18 protein-coding genes are annotated in these 20,650 nt (G+C 66.9%); 11 read left to right on the top strand and 7 right to left on the bottom strand.

Features of this window, described 5'->3' with window-relative positions:
• Positions 1-8: 8 nt before the first annotated feature.
• From ACGTN6_RS07120 to ACGTN6_RS07100, 5 genes are all read left to right on the top strand, one after another.
• The gene (locus tag ACGTN6_RS07120) at positions 9-1,313 is read left to right on the top strand and encodes an ABC transporter substrate-binding protein (RefSeq protein WP_394590666.1); all 1,305 of its coding nucleotides are present in this window, start codon (positions 9-11) and stop codon (positions 1,311-1,313) included.
• Positions 1,314-1,526: 213 nt separating this feature from the next.
• Positions 1,527-2,582 carry a LacI family DNA-binding transcriptional regulator gene (locus ACGTN6_RS07115; RefSeq protein WP_394590665.1) on the top strand — a complete coding sequence of 352 codons (1,056 nt, stop codon included), beginning with the start codon at positions 1,527-1,529 and terminating at the stop codon, positions 2,580-2,582.
• Positions 2,583-2,665: 83 nt separating this feature from the next.
• The gene (locus tag ACGTN6_RS07110; protein ID WP_394590664.1) at positions 2,666-4,105 is read left to right on the top strand and encodes an ATP-binding protein; all 1,440 of its coding nucleotides are present in this window, start codon (positions 2,666-2,668) and stop codon (positions 4,103-4,105) included.
• On the top strand, positions 4,102-4,815 hold the full coding sequence (locus tag ACGTN6_RS07105) for a response regulator (RefSeq protein WP_394590663.1): 714 nt from the start codon (positions 4,102-4,104) through the stop codon (positions 4,813-4,815). The genes ACGTN6_RS07110 and ACGTN6_RS07105 overlap by 4 nt, the downstream gene beginning before the upstream one ends.
• Before the next feature lie 68 nt (positions 4,816-4,883).
• The gene (locus tag ACGTN6_RS07100) at positions 4,884-5,717 is read left to right on the top strand and encodes an AraC family transcriptional regulator (RefSeq protein ID WP_394590662.1); all 834 of its coding nucleotides are present in this window, start codon (positions 4,884-4,886) and stop codon (positions 5,715-5,717) included.
• Here the strand turns inward: ACGTN6_RS07100 and ACGTN6_RS07095 are convergent.
• Positions 5,702-6,292: a LysE family translocator gene (locus ACGTN6_RS07095; RefSeq protein WP_394590661.1), complete on the bottom strand. Its 591-nt coding sequence runs from the start codon at positions 6,290-6,292 to the stop codon at positions 5,702-5,704. The two genes, ACGTN6_RS07100 and ACGTN6_RS07095, sit on opposite strands and share 16 nt — an antisense overlap.
• Positions 6,293-6,503: 211 nt before the next feature.
• On the opposite strand from ACGTN6_RS07095, the gene ACGTN6_RS07090 reads away from it, so the two are divergent.
• From ACGTN6_RS07090 to ACGTN6_RS07070, 5 genes are all read left to right on the top strand, one after another.
• Positions 6,504-7,190 carry a Spy/CpxP family protein refolding chaperone gene (locus ACGTN6_RS07090; RefSeq protein WP_394590660.1) on the top strand — a complete coding sequence of 229 codons (687 nt, stop codon included), beginning with the start codon at positions 6,504-6,506 and terminating at the stop codon, positions 7,188-7,190.
• Positions 7,191-7,372: 182 nt separating this feature from the next.
• Positions 7,373-9,424, top strand: coding sequence for a choline BCCT transporter BetT (gene betT, locus ACGTN6_RS07085; RefSeq protein ID WP_394590659.1), 2,052 nt, complete (start codon positions 7,373-7,375; stop codon positions 9,422-9,424).
• A 144-nt stretch (positions 9,425-9,568) separates the two neighbouring features.
• On the top strand, positions 9,569-10,810 hold the full coding sequence (locus ACGTN6_RS07080; RefSeq protein ID WP_394590658.1) for an HD-GYP domain-containing protein: 1,242 nt from the start codon (positions 9,569-9,571) through the stop codon (positions 10,808-10,810).
• A 71-nt stretch (positions 10,811-10,881) separates the two neighbouring features.
• Positions 10,882-11,247, top strand: coding sequence for a DOPA 4,5-dioxygenase family protein (locus ACGTN6_RS07075; protein WP_394590657.1), 366 nt, complete (start codon positions 10,882-10,884; stop codon positions 11,245-11,247).
• Between the two features lie 11 nt (positions 11,248-11,258).
• Complete coding sequence (locus ACGTN6_RS07070; RefSeq protein ID WP_394590656.1) at positions 11,259-11,732, top strand: CreA family protein; 474 nt, start codon at positions 11,259-11,261, stop codon at positions 11,730-11,732.
• 69 nt (positions 11,733-11,801) lie between these two features.
• On the opposite strand, the gene adhP is transcribed toward ACGTN6_RS07070, so the two are convergent.
• Positions 11,802-12,827: an alcohol dehydrogenase AdhP gene (gene adhP, locus ACGTN6_RS07065; RefSeq protein WP_394590655.1), complete on the bottom strand. Its 1,026-nt coding sequence runs from the start codon at positions 12,825-12,827 to the stop codon at positions 11,802-11,804.
• Positions 12,828-12,932: 105 nt separating this feature from the next.
• Complete coding sequence (gene exaC / locus ACGTN6_RS07060; protein WP_394590654.1) at positions 12,933-14,453, bottom strand: acetaldehyde dehydrogenase ExaC; 1,521 nt, start codon at positions 14,451-14,453, stop codon at positions 12,933-12,935.
• A 156-nt stretch (positions 14,454-14,609) separates the two neighbouring features.
• On the opposite strand from exaC, the gene ACGTN6_RS07055 reads away from it, so the two are divergent.
• On the top strand, positions 14,610-15,305 hold the full coding sequence (locus tag ACGTN6_RS07055) for a response regulator (protein WP_394590653.1): 696 nt from the start codon (positions 14,610-14,612) through the stop codon (positions 15,303-15,305).
• Here the strand turns inward: ACGTN6_RS07055 and ACGTN6_RS07050 are convergent.
• From ACGTN6_RS07050 to ACGTN6_RS07035, 4 genes are all read right to left on the bottom strand, one after another.
• The gene (locus tag ACGTN6_RS07050) at positions 15,290-16,675 is read right to left on the bottom strand and encodes an ATP-binding response regulator (RefSeq protein ID WP_394590652.1); all 1,386 of its coding nucleotides are present in this window, start codon (positions 16,673-16,675) and stop codon (positions 15,290-15,292) included. The two genes, ACGTN6_RS07055 and ACGTN6_RS07050, sit on opposite strands and share 16 nt — an antisense overlap.
• Complete coding sequence (gene nosP, locus ACGTN6_RS07045; RefSeq protein ID WP_394590651.1) at positions 16,659-17,819, bottom strand: nitric oxide-sensing protein NosP; 1,161 nt, start codon at positions 17,817-17,819, stop codon at positions 16,659-16,661. The genes ACGTN6_RS07050 and nosP overlap by 17 nt, the downstream gene beginning before the upstream one ends.
• An 89-nt stretch (positions 17,820-17,908) precedes the next feature.
• Entirely contained in the window at positions 17,909-20,092 is a 2,184-nt protein-coding gene (locus tag ACGTN6_RS07040) for an ATP-binding protein (RefSeq protein WP_394590650.1), read from the bottom strand.
• An 18-nt stretch (positions 20,093-20,110) separates the two neighbouring features.
• A complete protein-coding gene (locus tag ACGTN6_RS07035; protein WP_394590649.1) occupies positions 20,111-20,626 on the bottom strand; it encodes a putative pterin-binding protein in 516 nt (171 codons plus the stop codon).
• Positions 20,627-20,650: the final 24 nt, after the last annotated feature.

The following is a 20,650-nucleotide window of genomic DNA, read 5'->3' as shown; positions in this document are numbered from 1 at the left end:
AACGAAGCATGCCCCACTTACTGCCGTCCCCCTCACGCCCAATGCTGCCGCTGCTCAAGGGAGGCGTCGGCACGCTGCTGCTCGGCGGCGCGATCCTGGCCGTTCCCCAGGCTCAGGCCACCGAGATATCGATCGCCTGCGGCGCCGGTGATGCGTCCGACTACTGTCCCGAGCTCGCCCGCCAGTGGGCCGAGCAGACCGGCAACAGCGTCAAGGTCATCTCGACGCCCAACGATACCACCGAGAAACTCTCGCTCTTCCAGCAGCTGCTCAGCAGCCGCTCCAGCGACATCGACGTGATGATGGTCGACATCGTCTGGCCGGGGCTGCTCGACGACCATCTGCTGGACCTCTCCGAGTACCTGTCGGAAGGCGCCACCGGCGATTACTTTCCAGCGCTGATCGACAACAACACTATCGACGGCCGACTGGTGGCCATGCCCTGGTACACCGACGCCGGGCTGCTCTATTACCGCAAGGACCTGCTGGAGAAATACGGCTATCCGGTGCCCGAGACCTGGCAGGAGCTCACCGAGACCGCAGCGGCGGTCCAGGCCGCCGAGCGCGAAGCCGGCAACGATGACTTCTGGGGCTTCACCTTCCAGGGACGCGCCTACGAGGGCCTGACCTGCAACGCCCTGGAATGGGTCGCCAGCTACGGCGGCGGCACCCTCGTCGACGAAGAAGGCGAGGTAACCATCGACAACCCCCGCGCCGCCGCGGCGCTGGACCTGGCCGCCTCCTGGATCGGCCACATATCGCCGCAGGGCGCGCTGAACCATACCGAGGAAGAGACGCGCGGCATCTTCCAGTCCGGCAACGCGCTGTTCCTGCGTAACTGGCCCTACGTCTGGTCGCTGTCTCAGGAGGACGGCAGCGAGGTGATCGGCAAGGTCGGCATGGCCCCGCTGCCCCACGGTCCCGAGGGCGAGTCGAAGGCCACCCTGGGCGGCTGGAACTTCGCCGCATCACGCTACTCCGAGCACCCGGAGCTGGCCGCCGACCTGGTGGCTTACCTCACCGCGGCCCCGCAGCAGAAGGCCCATGCGGTCAAGATGGGGCGCAACCCGACCATCGAGTCGCTCTATCAGGACGAGGCGGTACTGGCCAGCAACCCGGCCATGGGCGATCTCTACGAGACGCTGCGTCACGGCGTGGCGCGTCCGGCCTCGGTGACCGGCGATGCCTATGCTCGCGTCTCCAATGCCTTCTTCAACATCGCCCACCTGGTGCTAGCGGGAGACGTCCCGGCCGACCAGGCCGTGGCCCAGCTGTCCGACGAGCTCGAGCGCATCGGCCGACGCGGCTGGTGAGCCATCCAGGCTTCCACCGGAGGGCCGGGCGGCCATGCGCTTGAACGCCATCGGGCTCGCCCTGCCAGGAACGCGACCCTCCCTGGGTCGCGCTCCGCTACCTTCCTGGCTGCCTCGAACGGCATAGGCACCCCGCGGATCCGGGACTATGATAGACTCCTAACTAAATCGATACAGAAACCTCCTTCTCACGTTCAGGAATCGAGTCGCCCCGTGTCTTTGCCACGCCGCATTACCCTGAAGGACCTGGCCCAGCACCTCGGCGTCTCCACGGCCAGCGTCTCCAACGCCTTCAACCGTCCCGACCAGCTGTCGCCCAAGCTGCGCGAGCACATCCTCTCCGAGGCCCGGCGACTCGGCTATCGCGGGCCCGACGCCAAGGCCCGCAGCCTGCGCACCGGGCGCTCGCAGATCGTCGCCGTGGTGCTGGCCGAGAGCCTGACCTACAGCCTCAACGACGCCGTGGCCAGCGAGCTGCTGTCGGGCATCGCCGAGGTGCTGGATGCCCATGGCCACACCCTGCTGCTGCTGTCCGGCCGCCAGGACGTGTCGCAGATGCCCGGCTCGTCGAGCATCGCCGACGGTTTCATCATCTATGGGCTGATGCCGAGCCTTCTGCTGCTCGACGAGCTGCCGCTGCCCGGCCAGCGCCCCCTGGTGGCGGTGGATTTCGACCTCGAGGGCCAGCCCACGGTGCACGTCGACGACGAGCCGGCCTGCCACGCCATCGCCAAACACGCCCTGGCCACGCCTCCCCGGCGCCCCGCGGTCATCAACCTGCGGCTCACCAAGCACCCCTGCAACGCCCGCATCGCCCCCGACCAGGAGCTGCTGCCCGCCGATCGCACCATCACCCGCTCGCGCCTGGCCGGCTTCCATCGCGCCTTCGCCGAGCACGGCATCGACCCGGCCACGGTGCCGATGTGGAACATCGAGGAGAACACCTTCGACGTCTGCGCGCCGGTGATCGCCGAGATCCTCGACCTGCCCGTCGAACAGCGCCCCGACCTGCTGCTGTGCATGTCCGACCGCATCGCCCTGACCGTGGTGACCCTGGCCGAGCAACGCGGCCTGCGCATCCCGGAGGATCTGCGCATCACCGGCTTCGACGGCATCGCCGAGGGGCAGTATCGCTCGCCGCGGCTGACCACGGTGCGCCAGGACAGCGTCGAGAAGGGCCGCGTCGCGGCACGCATGATCCTCGGCCTGGAGCCGCTGGCATCCCGGCGGCTGGCCACCGAGCTGCTGGTCGGCGAGACCTGCCCCTGACCGACTTGCACCAGAATTGCATCCTCCCGGCGGCCGCTTGCGCTAGGCTGGAGCCCTTTGCCTGCCCCGACGAGAGCCCTGCCATGTCCCTCCGAGACGCCCTGCCCTCGGCCGTGTCCCGCCTCGGCATCAAGCTGTTCGTGATCATCCTGGTGGTCAACGTGGCCATCTCGGGCCTGGTGTTCATCGCCATCTCGCGCAGCCTGGACCAGGGCTTCATCGAGTACCTGGATCGCACCCAGACCCGCCGCGCCGAGACCCTGGCCAACGGGCTCGCCGAGGAGTGGGCCTGGCGCGGCGACTGGCAGTGGCTGCGCCAGTCGCCGCGGGCCTGGCACCACGTGGTGCGCCGCCAGCTGTGGCCCGGCGACGCCCCGCCGCCGGAGGGCATCGAGCGCCGCCTGGGCGACCCCAAGGACTTCGTGCTCCACGATGCCGAAGGCCTGCCGGTGATCGGCCTGCCGCCGGACAACGACCTGGAGGCCGCCGAGCTGCGCTGGCTGCCCATCCTCAGCGATGGCGAACAGGTCGGCACCCTGGGCTATCGCCCGCCGCAGCAGCTGATGGCGCGCATGGATCGCATCTTCCTGAGCCAGCAGCGCCGCAATCTGGCGATCATCGTCGCCGCCCTGGGGCTGGCCTCGCTGCTGCTCGCCGGGGGGCTATCCTGGTGGCTGGGACGCCGGGCCCGCGGCATGACGCTGGCCACCCGCCGGCTCACCGAGGGCGACTACAGCATCCGCCTGACCGAGCGCGGCCGAGACGAGCTGTCGAGCCTGTCGCGGGACTTCAACGTCCTGGCCGCCACCCTGGAGGCCAGCCGCGAGGCGCGCAGCCGCTGGGTCTCGGATATCGCTCACGAGCTGCGCACCCCGCTCGCTGTGCTGCGCGGCGAGATCGAGGCCATGCAGGACGGCATCCGCCCCCTGGACCTCGACAGCCTCGGCTCGCTGGCCCAGGAGGTCGGCCAGCTGGAACGCCTGGTGGCCGACCTGCGGCTGCTGTCGCAGAGCGACGCCGGCGCCCTGGAGGTGCAACTGGCGCCGCTGGACCTGGCCGCGAGCCTGCAGGCGCGCCTCGACGAGGCTGGCAGCTGGCTCGCCGATACCGACGTGACGCTCGAGACCGACATTGCCGGACCTGCCTGGATCCGCGGCGACACCCAGCGTCTGCGCCAGCTGTGGACCAACCTGCTCGACAACACTTGCGCCTACACTCATACGCCAGGACGGCTGCGGGTCAGCATCACCGAGGTGGGCGATCATTACCGGGTATGTTGGGAGGACAGCGCCCCCGGGGTCCCCGAGGCGGAACTGCCGCGGCTTACCGAGCGTCTCTACCGGGTCGAGGGCTCGCGGAACCGAGCCAGCGGCGGCAGTGGCCTGGGACTGTCGATCGCCATGGCCCTGGCCCGCGCCCACGGTGCCGAAATGAGCGCCAGTGGCTCCTCACTCGGCGGGCTATGCTGGACGCTGACCTTTCCCGCCATTGCCGAGAATCAACTCAGGGAGGAAGACGCATGAGCCCACAGGCTCTCGACACCGATAACGTCCTGATCGTCGAGGATGAACCCAAGATCGCCCGACTGGTGGCCGACTACCTGTCGGGCAGCGGCTTCACGCCCCACCATCTGGATCACGGCGACGCCGTGCTGCCCTGGCTCGAGGACCGCGAGGCACGTCCCGAGCTTATACTGCTGGACCTGATGCTGCCCGGTACCGACGGCCTGACCCTGTGCCGGGAAATCCGCCAGCGCTGGCCGCAGGTGGCGATCATCATGCTTACCGCCCGGGTCGAGGAGGTCGACCGTCTGCTGGGACTCGAACTCGGCGCCGACGACTACATCTGCAAGCCCTTCAGCCCCCGCGAGGTGGTCGCGCGAGCCCGGGCCGTGCTGCGCCGTAGCCGGGCCGCGGAGGGCATCGACAACGGCATCATCGAACAGGCCCTCAGCCTCGACGAGGACGGCTGGCGGGCACTGGCGGACGGCCAGGACCTGGGACTCACGGCCGTCGAGTTCCAGCTGCTGCGGGTGATGATGCAGTCGCCCGGTCGCATCTTTTCTCGGGAGCAGCTGATGGATCACATGTATCGCGACCACCGCATCGTCTCCGAACGCACCGTGGACAGCCACATCAAGAAGCTGCGCAAGAAGATCGCCGAGGTGTGGCCCGAACGCGAGATCATTCGCTCGGTCTACGGCGTCGGCTACAAGTACCAGCCGGAGGAGTGATACGGCACGGCCTCGCTGCCAGCGGTGATACCGCCTAGACTGTCGCCCATCGATCAGGGAGAGCCAAGATGGGCCATCGCCAAGATCACCTGCGCTTCTGGCACGACCCGGCGCTACCGTTTCTCGAGGCTCGCCGCGTCACGGACGGACGGCGCGTCTGCTACGCCATGCACAGTCACGAGACCTTCTCGATCGGCGCCATCACCGGCGGCTGCAGTACCTACTGGAACCAGGGCCATGACGAAACGGTCGCTACGGGCAGCGTGGTGGTCATGAACCCCGAGGAGGTGCATGCCTGCAACCCCATCGACGACCGCCCCTGGTCGTACGACATGCTCTACCTGGACAATGCCTGGCTCGGCGAACTGCAACGAGAACTCGGCGCCCCCGACCATCTAGATCTTCAGCTCTTCACCACCCGCTCGAGTCGCCATCCGGCACTCTACCGGCGCCTGGTAAACCTGTGTGACACCCTCTTCGATCCTGATGCCTCCCGCCTGGCCAGGGAAACCGAAGCCACCGAGCTGATCGTCGAAATGCAGCACCGACTCGCGCCTCGGATGCCGGCTTCACACGACGATCCTCAGGGGTTGCGCCGCGCGGCGGACTACATCGCGGCCCACTGCACCGAGGCCATCGGCCTGGACGACATCTGCCACGCTGCCGGGCTGTCGCGTTCTCACCTGGTGCGACGTTTCAAGGCCCACTATGGCTTGACGCCCCATGCCTTCGTCACCGATCGACGCATCCGGCTCGGTCGACACAAGCTGCGCAACGGACAGCCCATTGCCGAGGTCGCCATGGACTGCGGCTTCGCCGACCAGGCGCATTTCCAGCGCACCTTCAAGCGCCTGCAGGCGGCCACTCCGGGGCAATACGCCGCGGGTTACCACAGCAGATAACACGCACTCGCCGCCAGCAACATCGCCATGCCGCGGTTGAAGCGGCGCACCCGGGCCGGGCGATCCACGAAACGCTTCAGGTAGGCGCCGGCGTAGGCCCAGCAGCCGATCGACAGATAGCAGATCACGAAGTACAGGATCGCGAACCATGCCACCAGGTGGAGCTCGCCGCCGGCGGCGTAGGCGCCCATGCCGGCCATCGACGCCAACCAGGCCTTGGGATTGAGCCACTGCATGGTCGCACCCACCCACCACGACGGTGCCGCACCGGGAGAGGTGCCCTGCAGTCGGCCGTCATCCGCGGCGAGGCGCCAGGCCATGTAGAGCAGGAAGGCCACCCCGGCCCAGCGCACCCCGTCGAGAACGCCCGGCCAACGGGCCAACAGCTCATGCAGCCCCAGACCGACCAGCACCAGCAGCAGCGTAAAGCCGAGGGTCGCACCGGTGACATGGCGCAGGCTGGCGCGAAAGCCGTGCCGCATGCCGGCGCCCAGCGCCACCAGATTCACCGGGCCAGGAGAAAGGGAAGCCGCCAGCGCGAAGGCGGCCATGGACAACGACAGCGTTACGGTCATGGGGAAGCGTCCTCGATATCTCGTCTCGATACCGCCCAGGCTATGGCACCAAGACGCCGGGATATTGAACGAGATTGCTCCCCGTCGTACGCGCCAGGATCCCGCGAACGACCCGGCACCTTGCACCGGCTTTGCACCCTGTGTCCACGCCCCTTGCACCTGCGCCAACGACACTGAAAGCGTCAACCCAAGGCCACAAGGAATGCCCGACATGAAGAAGATGCGCCTGACCCGCAAGCTGTTTGCCCCTGCACTGCTCGCCGCCACCATCGCCCCGCTGGCGCTCTCTGCCAATGCCGCACCCGGCGAGTCGGGAGATCATGCCAAGGGCCCCGCGTTCCACGCCGGCCAGGAGCACCGCGCCGAACAGCGCGAGGCGCTGTTCGAGCGTGCCGGCATCGACGCCGAGACCCGCGAAGCCCTCGCGGCAGCCCGGCGCGAGCATCGTCAGGCCATGCAGGAGCTGCGCCAGGAATACCGCGAGCAGCTCGACGAGATCCTCGACGACGAGCAACGTGCGGCCCTCGACAAGGCCCGCCAGGAGCTTCGCGCCGAGCATCGTGCCGAAGCGCGAGAGGCCATCAAGGCCCGCGTGGATGCGGTGATCGACGGCTGGGATCTCGACGACGAGACCCGCCAGTCACTGGACGAGCTTCGCCAGTCCTTCATCGACAACGCCCAGGCGCTGAAGGAGCAGTCCTTCGACTCCCGCGACGCCCGCCGCCAGGCCTGGCAGGACCTGCGCGACGAACACCGCGCGGCGCTGGCCGAGCTGCTGACCGAGCAGCAGATCGACGAGCTCGAGCAGACCATGCGCCCGCCCCATGACGGACGAGGATATCATCGCGGTCCCGATCACCATGACGGCCCCGAGCAGACGCCTCCTTCCGCCGAATAAGCCTTCTTCCCCCTCCTTCGACGCCCGGCTCACGCCGGGCGTTTTCGTACCCGCCTTCCTCATTTTACTTTGCCATGTTCGCCACAGACGGGTCTCCGGGTTGCAGCCTTCCAAGGATGTGCGTATTTTATTTGAACGTTCATTCAAAAAAAGAGTCGCCCAAGGCGACAGGAGTATTGCGAATGTCGGATAACACCGCCCTCCCCGAGCGCCGGGACCGGATCAACCGCACTGTCTTCCACGGCAGTGTGGCTGGCATCCTGGTGTTCCTGATCCTGACCATGACGTTCACCGAGGAGGCCGGCGCCTTCTTCGACGCCGGCCTGGCCTGGGTGAATGACACCTTCGGCTGGTACTACATGCTGGCCGCGGTGGTCTATCTGGTCTTCGTCGTCGCCATCGGCTGCTCGCGCGTCGGTAACATCCGCCTGGGTCCGGACCATGCGCGCCCAGAGTTCTCGCTGGTGTCCTGGGCCTCGATGCTGTTCGCCGCCGGCATCGGTATCGATCTGCTGTTCTTCTGCGTCGCCGAGCCGCTGTCGCACTACCTGGCGCCACCTGACATGGCGCCGGAGAGCGCCGCGGCACTGCGCGCCGCCGTGCCCCAGACCTTCCTCCATTGGGGGCTGTCCGGCTGGGGCATGTACGTGCTGATGGGCATGGCGCTGGCCTACTTCAGCTATCGCCATCGTCTGCCGCTGGCCATCCGCAGCGCTCTTTATCCACTGCTCGGTAAACGCATCAACGGCCCGATCGGCAATGCCGTGGACATCACCGCGGTGATCTCCACCGTGTTCGGCATCGCTACCAGCCTCGGTATCGGCGTGATGCAGCTGAACTACGGCCTGACCTTCATGTTCGGCGTGCCCGAGAGCCTGGCAACCCAGGTGGTACTGATCGTGCTGGTGGTGATACTCGCCACCATCTCGGTGGTCACCGGCGTCGAGAAGGGCATCCGTCGGCTGTCCGAGTTCAACATGGCGCTGGCTGCGGCCCTGCTGCTGTTCGTGCTCTTTCAGGGCGATACCCTGCACCTGCTCGACGCCCTGGTGCTCAACGCCGGCGACTATCTGAGCGGCTTCGTCGGCAATAGCTTCGACACCTACGCCTTCGAAGGCGCCGACGCTCAACAGTGGAAGGGCTGGTGGACCATCTTCTTCTGGGGCTGGTGGATCGCCTGGACGCCCTTCGTTGGCCTGTTCCTGGCCCGCATCTCGCGCGGCCGCACCATCCGCGAGTTCGTGCTCGGCGCGCTGCTGCTGCCGCTCGGCTTCATGATGGCGTGGATGTCGATCTTCGGTAACAGCGGCATCGAGATGGTGGCCGACCAGGGCATCGCCGCGCTGGGAGAGCAGGCGCTCAACTCGCCGCAGACGACCATCTACACCTTCCTGGAGCAGTATCCCTACATCGGCGTCACCGCTTCGGTAGTGACCATTCTGGGCATCGTGTTCTTCGTCACCTCGGCCGACTCCGGCGCCCTGGTGCTGGCCAACTTCACTTCTATCCTCTCGGACGTGAACCACGACGCCCCGATCCGCCTGCGCATCTTCTGGTCAGCGACCATCGGCCTGGTGACCGTGGCGCTGCTGATGGCCGGCGGCCTCTCGGCGCTGCAGAGTGCGGTGGTGATCACCGCCCTGCCCTTCTCGCTGGTGATCTTTGCCATCATGGCCGGCATGAGCCGCGCCCTGAAGCTGGAATGCACCAAGGCCGACACCCGTCGCCAGATCGGCGGAATGGCGCCCGGTGGTGACTGGCGCGAGCGACTCGACCGGGCGCTCGACACCTCTAACCGCGCCGGTGCCGCCGCGACCCTGGAGCACGCCATTCGCCCGGCCCTGAACCAGTTCGCCGAGGAGCTCCGGAGCCGCGGCCAGTCAGCCACGGTGACCGAGGAGAAAGTCGAGGGCGAGCCGCTGCGCCAACTTACCCTGCAGGTGGACTTCGACGACGCCGCCAGCTTCGTCTACCAGGTGCGGGCCCATCGCCTGCGCACCCCTAGCTTCCTGCCGGTCGACGACGACTACTACGTGCGCTTCGACGTCTACCTCAACGAGGGCGGCCTGGAGCAGGATCTCAACGGCTGCAGCCGTGCCCAGGTGATCCATAACCTGGTCACCGAGTACGAGAGCCACCTTTATTTCCTGGCACGCGCCGATCAGGAAAACGGCAACGTCCAGGCGATGCCGGGCTCGGTGGGCGAACCGCCCCAGGACCTGAGCCCGAGCTGAGCGACCTCCAAAGCCTGAACGCCAGCGGCGACCCATCGGGTCGCCGCTGGCGTTTGCCCTGGTGCGTTTCCGGGTCGGACTGCCGCGACGCCATGGCGGATGGTCTATAACTGTACCCAGGCCATGACAGCCGGAGATAGCGTCATGCAACAGGACCCCGAACCGCCGGGGGGCTCACGCCTGGTCGAGGTGCCGGTCAGCCTGCTCGAGAACGGCATGTACATCGCGGCCCTCGATCGCCCCTGGATGGTCCCGCCGCACCTTCTGAAGCGAGGGAAGTCCGACCTGCGCCGACTACGCAGCTACTGTCGCTCGGTGTATGTCGATCCCGAGCGCTCCCAACCACAGGTGCAGGCCATCCTGTCGGCACTCCAGATGCCACCGGATCCCTCCGAGTTCACGCCCTCTCCCGCCGAGGAGCGCCGTCGCGCTTCAATCGCATCGAACGATCCCCGCGAGGTACAGCATGCCGAGCAGCTGTATCTCAAGACCCTGCGCACGCTCCAACGCCTGATGCGTGACGAACATGACTGGTATCGCCGCCAGCCGACGCTGCAGCGGGAAATCGGCCGGCTCATCGCCTCACTGGAAGTGGTCCCCGACACCCTGGTCTGGCTGACCCGCCTCAAGCACCGGGTCGCCTACCGAATGGAGCACGGCCTCAACGTCGCCATCCTCGCCATGGCTTTCGGCCAGCATCTGGGCTACGAGCGTTCACGACTCGAGGAGCTCGGGCTCGCCGGCCTGCTGCATGACGTCGGCAAGATGCGCCTCGACCAGGCAATACTGGACAAGCCCGGCCCTCTTTCCGAGGAGGAGTTCCAGCACGTCCAGGGGCATGTGCTGCACGGCTACGCCATGCTCGAGCATGACCCCCATCTCCCCACGGCGGTGAAGATCGCCTGCCGCGACTACCACGAGCGCCTCGACGGCAGCGGTTATCCGCATGGCAAGCCGGGCAAGGACATCGACGAGACCGCCCGCATACTGGCCATCGTCGATACCTATGACGCTATCACCAGTGACCGCGTCTACAGCCCGGCCCGACCGGCGACCGAAGCCTTGGGCATCCTTTACCAGGGGCGCCGATACCACTTCGATGGCCGGCTGGTCGACCGCTTCATCGACTGGATCGGCCTCTACCCCCTCGGCAGTCTGGTCGAGCTCAACAACGGCATGGTCGGCATCGTGGTCGCCCAGGTGCCCGACCAGCCGCTCCGCCCTCGAGTGCTGGTCAAGCTCGACGAGCGCAAGACCGCCATCCCCGGGGTGCTGATAGACCTCGCCGAACCCGACCTCGGCGGCTTGCGTCTCTCGATAGACAAGTCGTTGCCGCCGGGGGCCTACGGTGTCCAACTGGATACCCTGCCGATCCCCGGGGGATGATCCGGCAGCGCAGCCGTCTCGCGATGCCGCCGTGCAGCGGGTACCCTGGGATCCCCCAGCAGGAGACCGTCATGCCAGACACCCCAGCGTTCATCGACCCAAGCCGCATCCGCTACTATCACGCCCATCTCTACTATCACGATGCCGCCGGCCTGGCCGAAGCGCATCGCATCGCCGAGGCTGCCGCCGAGCGCTTCGAGATCCGAGTGGGTCGCTTCCATGAGCGTCCGGTGGGTCCCCACCCGCTATGGAGCTGCCAGCTGTCCTTCGCTCCTGAGCGCTTCGGCGAGATCGTGCCCTGGCTGGCGCTGAACCGCGGCGATCTGGATATCTTCGTGCACCTGGGCACCGACGACGACCACTTCGACCATACCCAGGGCGCGATGTGGCTGGGCCACAGCCACGCGCTCGATCTGAGCCAGTTCGTCGACCATTGACCGGATGCCCCATGCTCACACTGCGCACCACCTTGCTCGGCCTGCTCCTGATGGGGCTGGCCGGTTGCAACGACGGCCACGAGGTCGGGGATGTCTCGCTGGGCCTGTTCACCACCAAGGACATCAAGATCGATAGCCTCGTCGATCCCAAGATTCCCGGCGTGACCTGCCATCTCAGCAACATCGATGCCGACCTGGACCTGGCCGATCCGTCCGACACCAGCCTGGCCTGCCGCCAGACCGGACCGATCACCGCCGACATGCTCGCCGACATCGACACCTCACCGGACGGCGAACTGCTCTACCGCCGCTCCCAGAGCGTGCTGTTCAAGAGCCTCAAGCTGCGGCGAATCCTAGATGCCGACAGCCAGACCCTGCTCTACCTGGCCTATACCACCAAGGAGACGCACGGCAGCTTCAAGCACGCCCTGAGCAGCGTGCCGCTGTGGGGTACCCAGGCCTGGCAGGCGTCCGCCTTTCCCTGACACGGCCACATAAAAAGCGGGGCGCAACCCAGTTGCGCCCCGCCTCGTCAGGCCAGTCAGCCTGCCGCCCTATTGCATGTCGAGGACGACCCGTCCCTCGATGCGGCCATCGATCATGCGCTGGAAGATGTCATTGATGTTCTCCAGCCGGTCACCGTGGACAGTCGCCTTGACCTTTCCCTCGCCGGCGAAATCCAAGGCCTCCTGCAAATCCTGGCGAGTGCCGACGATGGAGCCGCGAACGGTGATGCCGTTGAGCACGGTATCGAAGATCGGCAGCGGGAAGTCGCCGGGCGGTAGGCCATTGAGCGAAATGGTCCCGCCGCGGCGTACCATGCCCTGAGCCTGCTCGAAGGCCTTGGGCGAGACGGCGGTGACCAGCACGCCGTGGGCGCCGCCGATCTCGCGTTTGAGATAGGCAGTCGGATCGGTGGTCAGGGCATTGACCGTCACGCTGGCCCCCAGCCGACGAGCCAGCGCCAGCTTGTCATCGTCGATGTCCACCGCGGCGACGTTGAGCCCCATGGCCTTGGCATACTGCACCGCCATGTGGCCGAGCCCGCCGATGCCGGAGATCACCACCCACTGGCCGGGGCGGGTATCGGTCATCTTGAGGCCCTTGTAGACGGTCACCCCGGCGCACAGCACCGGCGCGATCTCCAGGAAATCGACGTTGTCCGGCAGGCGCCCCACGTAGCCGGCATCGGCCAGGGTGTAGTCGGCGAAGCCGCCGTTCACCGAATAGCCGGTATTCTGCTGCGACTCGCAGAGGGTCTCCCAGCCGCCCAGACAGTGCTCGCAGTGGCCGCAGGCGGAATACAGCCAGGGCACTCCGACCCGGTCGCCTTCCCTCAAATGGGTGACGCCCTCGCCCGCGGCGGCGACGTAGCCGACGCCCTCGTGCCCCGGAATGAAGGGAGGCTCAGGCTTGACCGGCCAGTCGCCGTGAGCCGCATGCAGGTCGGTGTGGCAGACGCCGGAGGCGGCCACCTTGACCAGGATCTCGCCGCGCCCCGGGCGCGGCACATCCACCTCTTCCAAGCTCAGCGGCTCTCCGAAGGCCCGCACCACAGCGGCTTGCATCGTGCTGTCCATGACACTATCTCCTCAGCAACGAGTTGGGATGGCCCCGCCGCCTTGGGGCAGGGCAGGCTTCGTCAGGGGAAGAATGCCCCGGATTCGATGCCCGGGGTCGGGACGTTAGAAGAAACCGAGCGGATTGGTGTCGTAGCTGACCAGCAGGTTCTTGGTCTGCTGATAGTGCTCGAGGGCCACCTTGTGGGTCTCGCGGCCGACGCCGGACTTCTTGTAGCCGCCGAACGCCGCATGGGCCGGGTACTGGTGGTAGCAGTTGGTCCACACCCGGCCGGCCTGGATGCCGCGGCCCATGCGAAAGGCGACGTTGATGTCGCGACTCCACACCCCGGCGCCAAGACCGAACTCGGTGTCATTGGCGATGGCCAGCGCCTCTTCCTCGTCCTTGAAGGTGGTCACCGCCACCACCGGACCGAAGATCTCCTCCTGGAAGACGCGCATCCTGTTATGGCCCTTGAGCAGGGTCGGCTGGATGTAATAGCCGCTGTCATAGGCCGGGTCGAAGCTCTCCTTGCCGCCGCCGGTAAGGAACTCGGCGCCCTCCTCGCGAGCCACCTCCATGTACGACATGATCTTGTCGAACTGCTCCTGGCTGGCCTGGGCGCCGACCTTGACGTCGGTATCCAGCGGGTTGCCGCGGGTAATGGCCGCGACCTTCTCCATCACCTTGGCCATGAAGGACTCATAGATGTCCTCCTGAATCAGCGCCCGCGACGGGCAGGTGCACACCTCGCCCTGGTTGAAGAAGGCCAGCACCAGGCCCTCGGCGGCCTTGTCGATGAACTCGGGCTCGGCGTTCATGATGTCGGCGAAGTAGATGTTCGGCGACTTGCCGCCCAGCTCCACGGTGGAGGGAATGATGTTTTCCGCGGCGCACTTGAGGATGTGCGAGCCCACCGGGGTCGAGCCGGTGAAGGCGATCTTGGCGATCCGGGTGCTGGTGGCCAGCGCCTGGCCGGCCTCGGCGCCGTAGCCGTTGACGACGTTGACCACGCCCGGCGGTAACAGGTCCCCGACCAGCTCCATCAGCTTGAGGATCGAGGCCGGGGTCTGCTCGGCGGGCTTGAGCACCACGCAGTTGCCGGCGGCCAGCGCCGGCGCCAGCTTCCACACCGCCATCAGGATCGGGAAGTTCCAGGGAATGATCTGCCCCACCACGCCCAATGGCTCGTGGAAGTGATAGGCCACCGTGTTGGCGTCGATGTCAGCGGCGGTGCCCTCCTGGGCGCGGATACAGCCGGCAAAGTAGCGGAAGTGGTCCACCGCCAGGGGGATGTCGGCATTCAGGGTCTCACGCACCGCCTTGCCGTTGTCCCAGGTCTCGGCCACGGCCAGCATCTCGAGGTTCTGCTCGATGCGATCGGCGATCTTCAGCAGGAGATTGCTGCGCTCGGTAGCCGACGTCTTTCCCCAGGCCGGGGCGGCGGCGTGAGCGGCGTCAAGCGCCTTGTCGATGTCCTCGGCGGTGGAGCGGGGAATCTCGCAGAACGGCTTGCCGTTGACCGGGCTGACGTTGTCGAAGTACTGGCCCTTGACCGGCGGCACGAACTCGCCGCCGATGTAGTTGCCATAGCGCGCATCGAAGCTCACTACTGCCTCGGGGCTTCCAGGGTTGGCATAGATCATGGCGTGTCTCCTGCTGTTGTGGTTATGTGAGTACCCTCCCAGTCTTGGCCAGTCATGGCGTCTGAGACATACTGCGATGGCAGGAGAATGCCTCCTCCTTCGGTAGGAGATCCGGAGGGCGACAGGCAAGCGGCCGAGCGATCCAAGGAGTCCCCCATGAATACCCTGATGGTGGCCGACGACCATCCGCTGTTTCGCGAGGCGATCGGTGCGGCGATCCGTGCCGGCCTGCCCAACTGCCGGCTGCTCGAGGCCGGCAGCCTCGACGACGCCCTGAGGGGGATCGCCGGGGAAGAGCAAGAGATCGACCTGCTGCTGCTAGACCTGGGCCTGCCCGACGCGGCGGGGCTGGCCGGGCTGGAGCGGCTGCGCGAGGCCTGTCCGGCGCTGCCGGTGGTGGTGATTTCGGCCGAGTGCGAGCGCAACCTGATCCTCGAGTCCATCGCCCTGGGCGCGGTGGGCTACATTCCCAAGTCGACGCCTCGCCGGGCGATGCTCGAGGCCCTGCGCCAAGTGCTCGGCGGCCAGATCTACCTGCCGCCGGATATCATGCGCCGGCCGCCGTCGCCGTCGGCGCCCGATCACGAGTCGCTCGTCGCGCCCGCCGCTCCGAACACCTCATCATCGTTGGATGCCCTCACCGACAAGCAGCTCCAGGTGCTGGCTCGCCTGGTGCGCGGCGACGCCAACAAGGTGATTGCCCGGGATCTCGATATCGCCGAGACCACCGTCAAGACACACGTCTCGGCGATCCTGCGCAAGCTCAACGTCGATACCCGGATCCAGGCAGTGCTGGCGGCCGATCGCGCCGAGCTGGCCACCCAGCTATCGCGTCGTCAGTTGCAGGCCTGATCCCCGCTCACCTGAAGTCGGTTGGCGATCAGCACCCGCAGGCGCAGCGGCTTGACCGGCTTGAGCAGACAGTCATAACCACGCTCGCGAGCCCATTGCTTGAGGTCGCCATCGTGATTGGCGGTGATCAGCACCACACCCAAGCCGGGGTGGGCTCGGCACAGCCGATCCGCCACACAGAGCCCATCGGGATCCCCCGGCGCCAGGTGGTAGTCCACCAGCAGGACGTCGGCGCGCTCCCGGCGGCTCAGCGCCTCCAGCGCCGCCGGTGTCGAGGCGCAGCGCACGCGGCAGCCCCAGCCCTCCAGCAGCGCCGCCATGCCGTCGAGGATCGCCGGGTCATCATCGAGCACCCAGACCCGCGCACCGGCCAGACGATCGGCCCCGGGCGCCGGCTCCGCCGCGGGCGACATCTCCCGACGCCGGCCATAGGGTACGCGGATCGAGAACAGCGCCCCCTGCCCCGGACGCGAGACGAGGCCCAGCGGATGATCGAGCATGTCGGCGATGCGATCGACGATCGCCAGGCCGAGGCCGAGGCCACGATCCGCCTCATCGGGACGCGTCACTGCGCGGCGAAATTCGAGGAAGATGGCTTCCTGATGAGCCTCGTCGATGCCAGGCCCGGTATCCCCAACCAGGATCTCGAGGCCGTCGGGGCGTCGCCGACAGCCCAGCAGCAGACGGCCACGCTTGGTGTAGCGCACCGCGTTGGTCAAGAAGTTGCGCACTACCCGGGCGAGCAATGCCAGGTCAGAACTCACGACCGCCGAGCTGGGCACATAGCGAAACGCCAGTCCCCGTGCGGCGGCCATCTGGCGGTACTCCTCGGCCAACACATCGAGCAGCTCGGCGACAGGGAAAGCCGCCACGTCCGGGGTCAGCACCCCGGCATCCAGGCGCGAGATGTCCACCAGGGTCCCCAGCAAGGCCTCGACGTCCTTGAGCGAGCGGCCGATATGACCGACCAGACGCGTCGCCTCCGCGGGCAGCGATTGATCTTCCAGGGCACTGGTGAACAGCCGCGCGGCGTTGAGAGGCTGCAGCAGGTCGTGGCTGACCGCGGCCAGGAAGCGAGTCTTCGAGTGGTTGGCCGCCTCCGCCTCGGCCCTGGCCTCTTCCAGGCGGGCGTTGGCCTCGCCCAGTGCTTCCAGGGTGCGGTGCAGGCTGTCGGTGCGCTCACGGACCTGCTCGGCAAGCAGCACGGCATGTTCGAAGGCGCCATAGGGGGCACCGCCGGCCATGCCTGCAGACTCGACTCGCTCGATGAGCGCACCGCAGATGCGCCGCAGCCGCGCGTTCTCTTCTGCCAGAGCCCGCTCGCGCTCGCTGGCGGGATCGAACGCCGGCGGTTCAGCCCCGAGATCCAATCGCCACTCCGGTGAAGGTCTGATTGATGTGCATGCCCTGATGCTGCTCACCGTAGGTATTGAAGCCCACGACGCGGGCGTCGGCCAACAACCGCGAAGCGGCGTCCACACCACCCATGGCCTCCAGCTCCAGACGTCGCAGGAAACAGTCACAGCCGAGAATCAACGCGGGGGCGCCGAGGCGCCGCTCCAGACCGTCGAACACACCAGCGAGTTGCTCGAGCATCGGCGCCGGCTGCATAGCGGTCAGCACGATGCCATTTTCCACCGCGCAGTAGAAACGCAGCCCGCCGTCCGCGTCGACCCGCTGAATCGAGCGCACGTAGTGGGCCTCGCCGATACGCACCGCCAGCGGATGACGGGCGAAGACTTCGGCGTCCAACGCCTCCACAGGCCTTCCCACCAGGCGCGCATACTCCTCGGCCGCAGGCGCGGCGTTGAGTTCCAGTACCCGCCGCCGCTCGCGGTCCACCGCGGTGACCACCAGTTTCTCGCGGCGTGGACGCAGGTGGTGAGTGGTGAAGACCTCGAAGGGGTGCCGACTGGTGACCATCACCACCACTGCCGAGGCATCGTGAAAGCCGCCCTCGGCGTAGACGTGGGTATGGCTCAGCCGGTTGTCGTCCCCGGCGGAGCCTCCGAAGCTGGGGATGCCACCAAGCGCCGCCTCCAGGGTCGCCAGCACCTGTTCTTCGCTGCTGGAAAGGCCATCCAGCAGCGTCAGCGCGAAGGGCCGGGCATCCTCGGGGGGCGCCTGGCGCCGACAGTCGGCCAGCAGGCCGTCGACCAGCCGCTGGGCCTGGGGCAAGGCGAAGGCATCGAGATCGGCGATCCGCGCGCAGGCGATCGCGAAGTCGCCGCGCTCGAAGCCGACGGCGACGATGCAGCCTCGACCGTAGCCTGCCGGCGTGATCTCGCCGGCCGTGGTACAGCCGGCCAGCGGGACCGGGGCGAAGGCCCGCTCGAGAGCCTCGCCAAGCGCCGCCAGCGGATAGTCGGCGCTGCAGAAGAACAGCACGAAGCCAAGCTCCGGCCCGGCTAGTGCGCTCGCCAGCTCGTCGGCGGCCCGTCGCGGATCGGTATTGTCGCTGTAGGCCGTTCGAATCGATACGGCGGCCGGCGAAAAGAGGCTGGCATCGGACATGGCGATTTCCAGGTGCGATAGTGAACCTAGTGTATGCGCTGGACGGCCGCGCTCCCAAGGTCAAGGGCCCCGCCGTCGGCGCACTCCAATCAGGACAGCGCCGCCTCTCGCTCCAGCGCCGCCAGGGTGTCGGCCAGACGCTCATGCAGCCGCGCCAGGATTTCCTCACCGCCCTCCATCCGACCTTCACGGGCGGCCCGCTCGAGTCGAGTCGCCAGTCCGGCGACCTTGACCGCGCCAAGGGTGGCAGATTCGCCCTTGAGCTGATGCGCCAGTCGCTGGGTCAACGGCGCCTCGCCCACATCGAGCGCCTCCGCCAGGGACGTGAGACGCGCTCTGGCATCACGACGATATTGAGCCACCAGCGCGGCCAGTCCCTCGTGGCCAAGGCTCTCACGCAAGCCCTCCATGACGCTGGCATCCACCAGCTGCTCCTCGCCCACCGCGCCGGGAAAGCTGGCGGGTGGCATCGTCGCCGAACCGGACATTCCCGTCAGGTGACGATGCAGGGCCTTGAGCAGCGAGGCCTGCAGCAGCGGCTTGGCCAGGTAGCCGGTCATGCCCGCGGCCAGGCAACGGGCCTGATCTCCCATCGGCCCACCTGCGGTCATGGCCACGATAGGCACTTCCGCCAGCCAGCCGCCGCGAGCGCGGATCCGCCGAGTGACCTCCAGCCCATCCAGGTCCGGCATCTGCACGTCCATGAAGATCAAATCGAAGCGCTCCCGCGCCACGCTCTCCAGCGCCTCAAAGCCGGAAGCCGCCAGCGTGGCGCGACAGCCCAGCTTGGTGAGCATCGCCATGGCAACCTGCTGGTTGACGGGATTGTCCTCGACCACCAGCAGACGGGCATCGCCCAGGGCCGGTCCACTATTGTGGGTAGCATTCTCATCGACCTGGGAATCGGCCGTCGACGCTTCGATAAGCGGCAGGCGAAACCAGCAGCGGCAGCCCTCGCCCAGGCGGCTGTCAACGCCGATCTCACCGCCCAGCGCCTCCACCAGCCGCTTGCTGATCGCCAGCCCCAGGCCGCTGCCACCGAAGCGCCGCGCCGTGCCGGGCTCGCCCTGGTGGAAGGGTTCGAATAGCCGCGGCTGCTTGTCAAGCGCGATACCGCACCCCGTGTCGACCACGGCAACACTCAGCACTTGCTCCCCTTCACGGACGATCTCCACCCTGATACCGCCCTCTTCGGTGAACTTGACGGCATTGGAAAGCAGGTTCAGCAATACCTGGCGAAGCCGGCCCGGATCGCTGACGATATGTGCCGGCAGCGCCGGGTCCAGATCGATCTCGAGCCACAGCCCTCGCGCTTCGACATGGGGACGAAACAGCGATGCTGCGCTCTCGGCCAGATCGTGCAAGGACAGCGCCTGGTGCTCGAGCTCCAGGCGCCCTGCCTCGATCTTGGAGAAATCCAGGATGTCATTGATCAGCTCCATCAGGCGACGGGCGCTGTCGTGAATGGTATCGGCGTAGTGGCGAGCCCGCTCGGGCAGCGGCTGCTCGACCAGCAGGTCACTCATGCCGATCACCCCATTGAGCGGAGTGCGGATCTCATGGCTGACGGTGGCCAGGAACTCCGATTTGGCCTGGCTCGCCGACTCGGCCCGTCGTGCCGTGGTTTCCAGCTCGGCGCTGAGACTCTCCAGGGCACGGCGCGCCGCGGCATTGTCACGTGCCTCGCGAACCAGGAAGGCCACCACCAGCATGGCCGCCACGCTCATACCCATGATCAGCGCCAGCAGCAGACCGTAGAGCCACTGCAGGCGTTCACGCTCCTGGGTCTCTGACTGGGCCAGATGACCGTTGACGGTGATGATCAATCGCTCGGCCGGGTGACTAAGCTCGCCAAGGCGCTGCATGAGCGCCTTGCGCGACGCCTCATCCAGCGAGTCCAGTTGGCTCAGGCGTGCATCCAGTGCCTTGAGGTGCTCCTCGATCTCCCCGACCAGGCGATCCGTGCCGGGAATGCCATGGATGAGCTCCGCCATCTCGCCACCTCGCAGCAGCGTCAGCCGGCTGTAGAGCAGCTCAAAGCGAAGCCTTGCCTCACGCAGGACCTCGGGACCCAGCTCGCTGAGCGCCAGGTAGCTGCGCAGATCGACGGCATCACGGTCGAGCTTGTAGGCATGCCAGACCGTATCCTCGCCGATCCGCCAGACCAAGCTGTCCTGTCGCCAGGCAGCCAGTCCCACCACCAGAATGGCGGCAACGAACAGCAGCAGGGTGGCGATGACGCCGAACTTGAGACGCAGGGGGTATTGACGCACCGAGCAGCTCCTCGACGATCAGTGAACCTGAATGCGGCTCACCTGCCAGACCGAGCGGAAACGGACCGCCTCGGTGAACAGCTCGGGATGAGCATCAAAGGGATACAGCACGAATAGCGGCCCGAAGCGACGTATCGGCATAATCTCACCGTTGCGCTTCATCGCCAGAATCACCTGATAGCGTGAAACATCGCTGACCGGTACCTCGGCCTCGAAGCCGTTGAGCGCAACCACCCGTAGCTGATCGCCCCTGGCACCGACGGCATCGAGCAGCGCCTTTGCCAGTGGTCCCTCGAAGCGCCCCGACGCCTCGTGCCAAGGGGTATGGGTCGTGATGGTACGTGACGGAAGGGCCTCGAGCATGGCGCGATCGAAGCGCGCCACGCCGTCGCCGTTGGTACGTGTGATATCACCGCTCACGGTCAGTAGCACCGGGCCCTGGGGCATCGGGAGAGGCTTCGCCCACACGCCACTGCTCACCGCCAGGCAAGTCATCAGGCCACAAAACAGGATCAAGAGGCGTCGGACGCGCATGCTCGGGCTCCGGGTTGGCAGTCT

It is taken from the genome of Halomonas sp. B23F22_20 (genome assembly GCF_043496985.1).
GTDB lineage: Bacteria > Pseudomonadota > Gammaproteobacteria > Pseudomonadales > Halomonadaceae > Halomonas.
The sequence above is the reverse complement of the archived record's forward strand: the minus strand, read 5'-3'. Positions and strand labels throughout refer to the sequence as shown.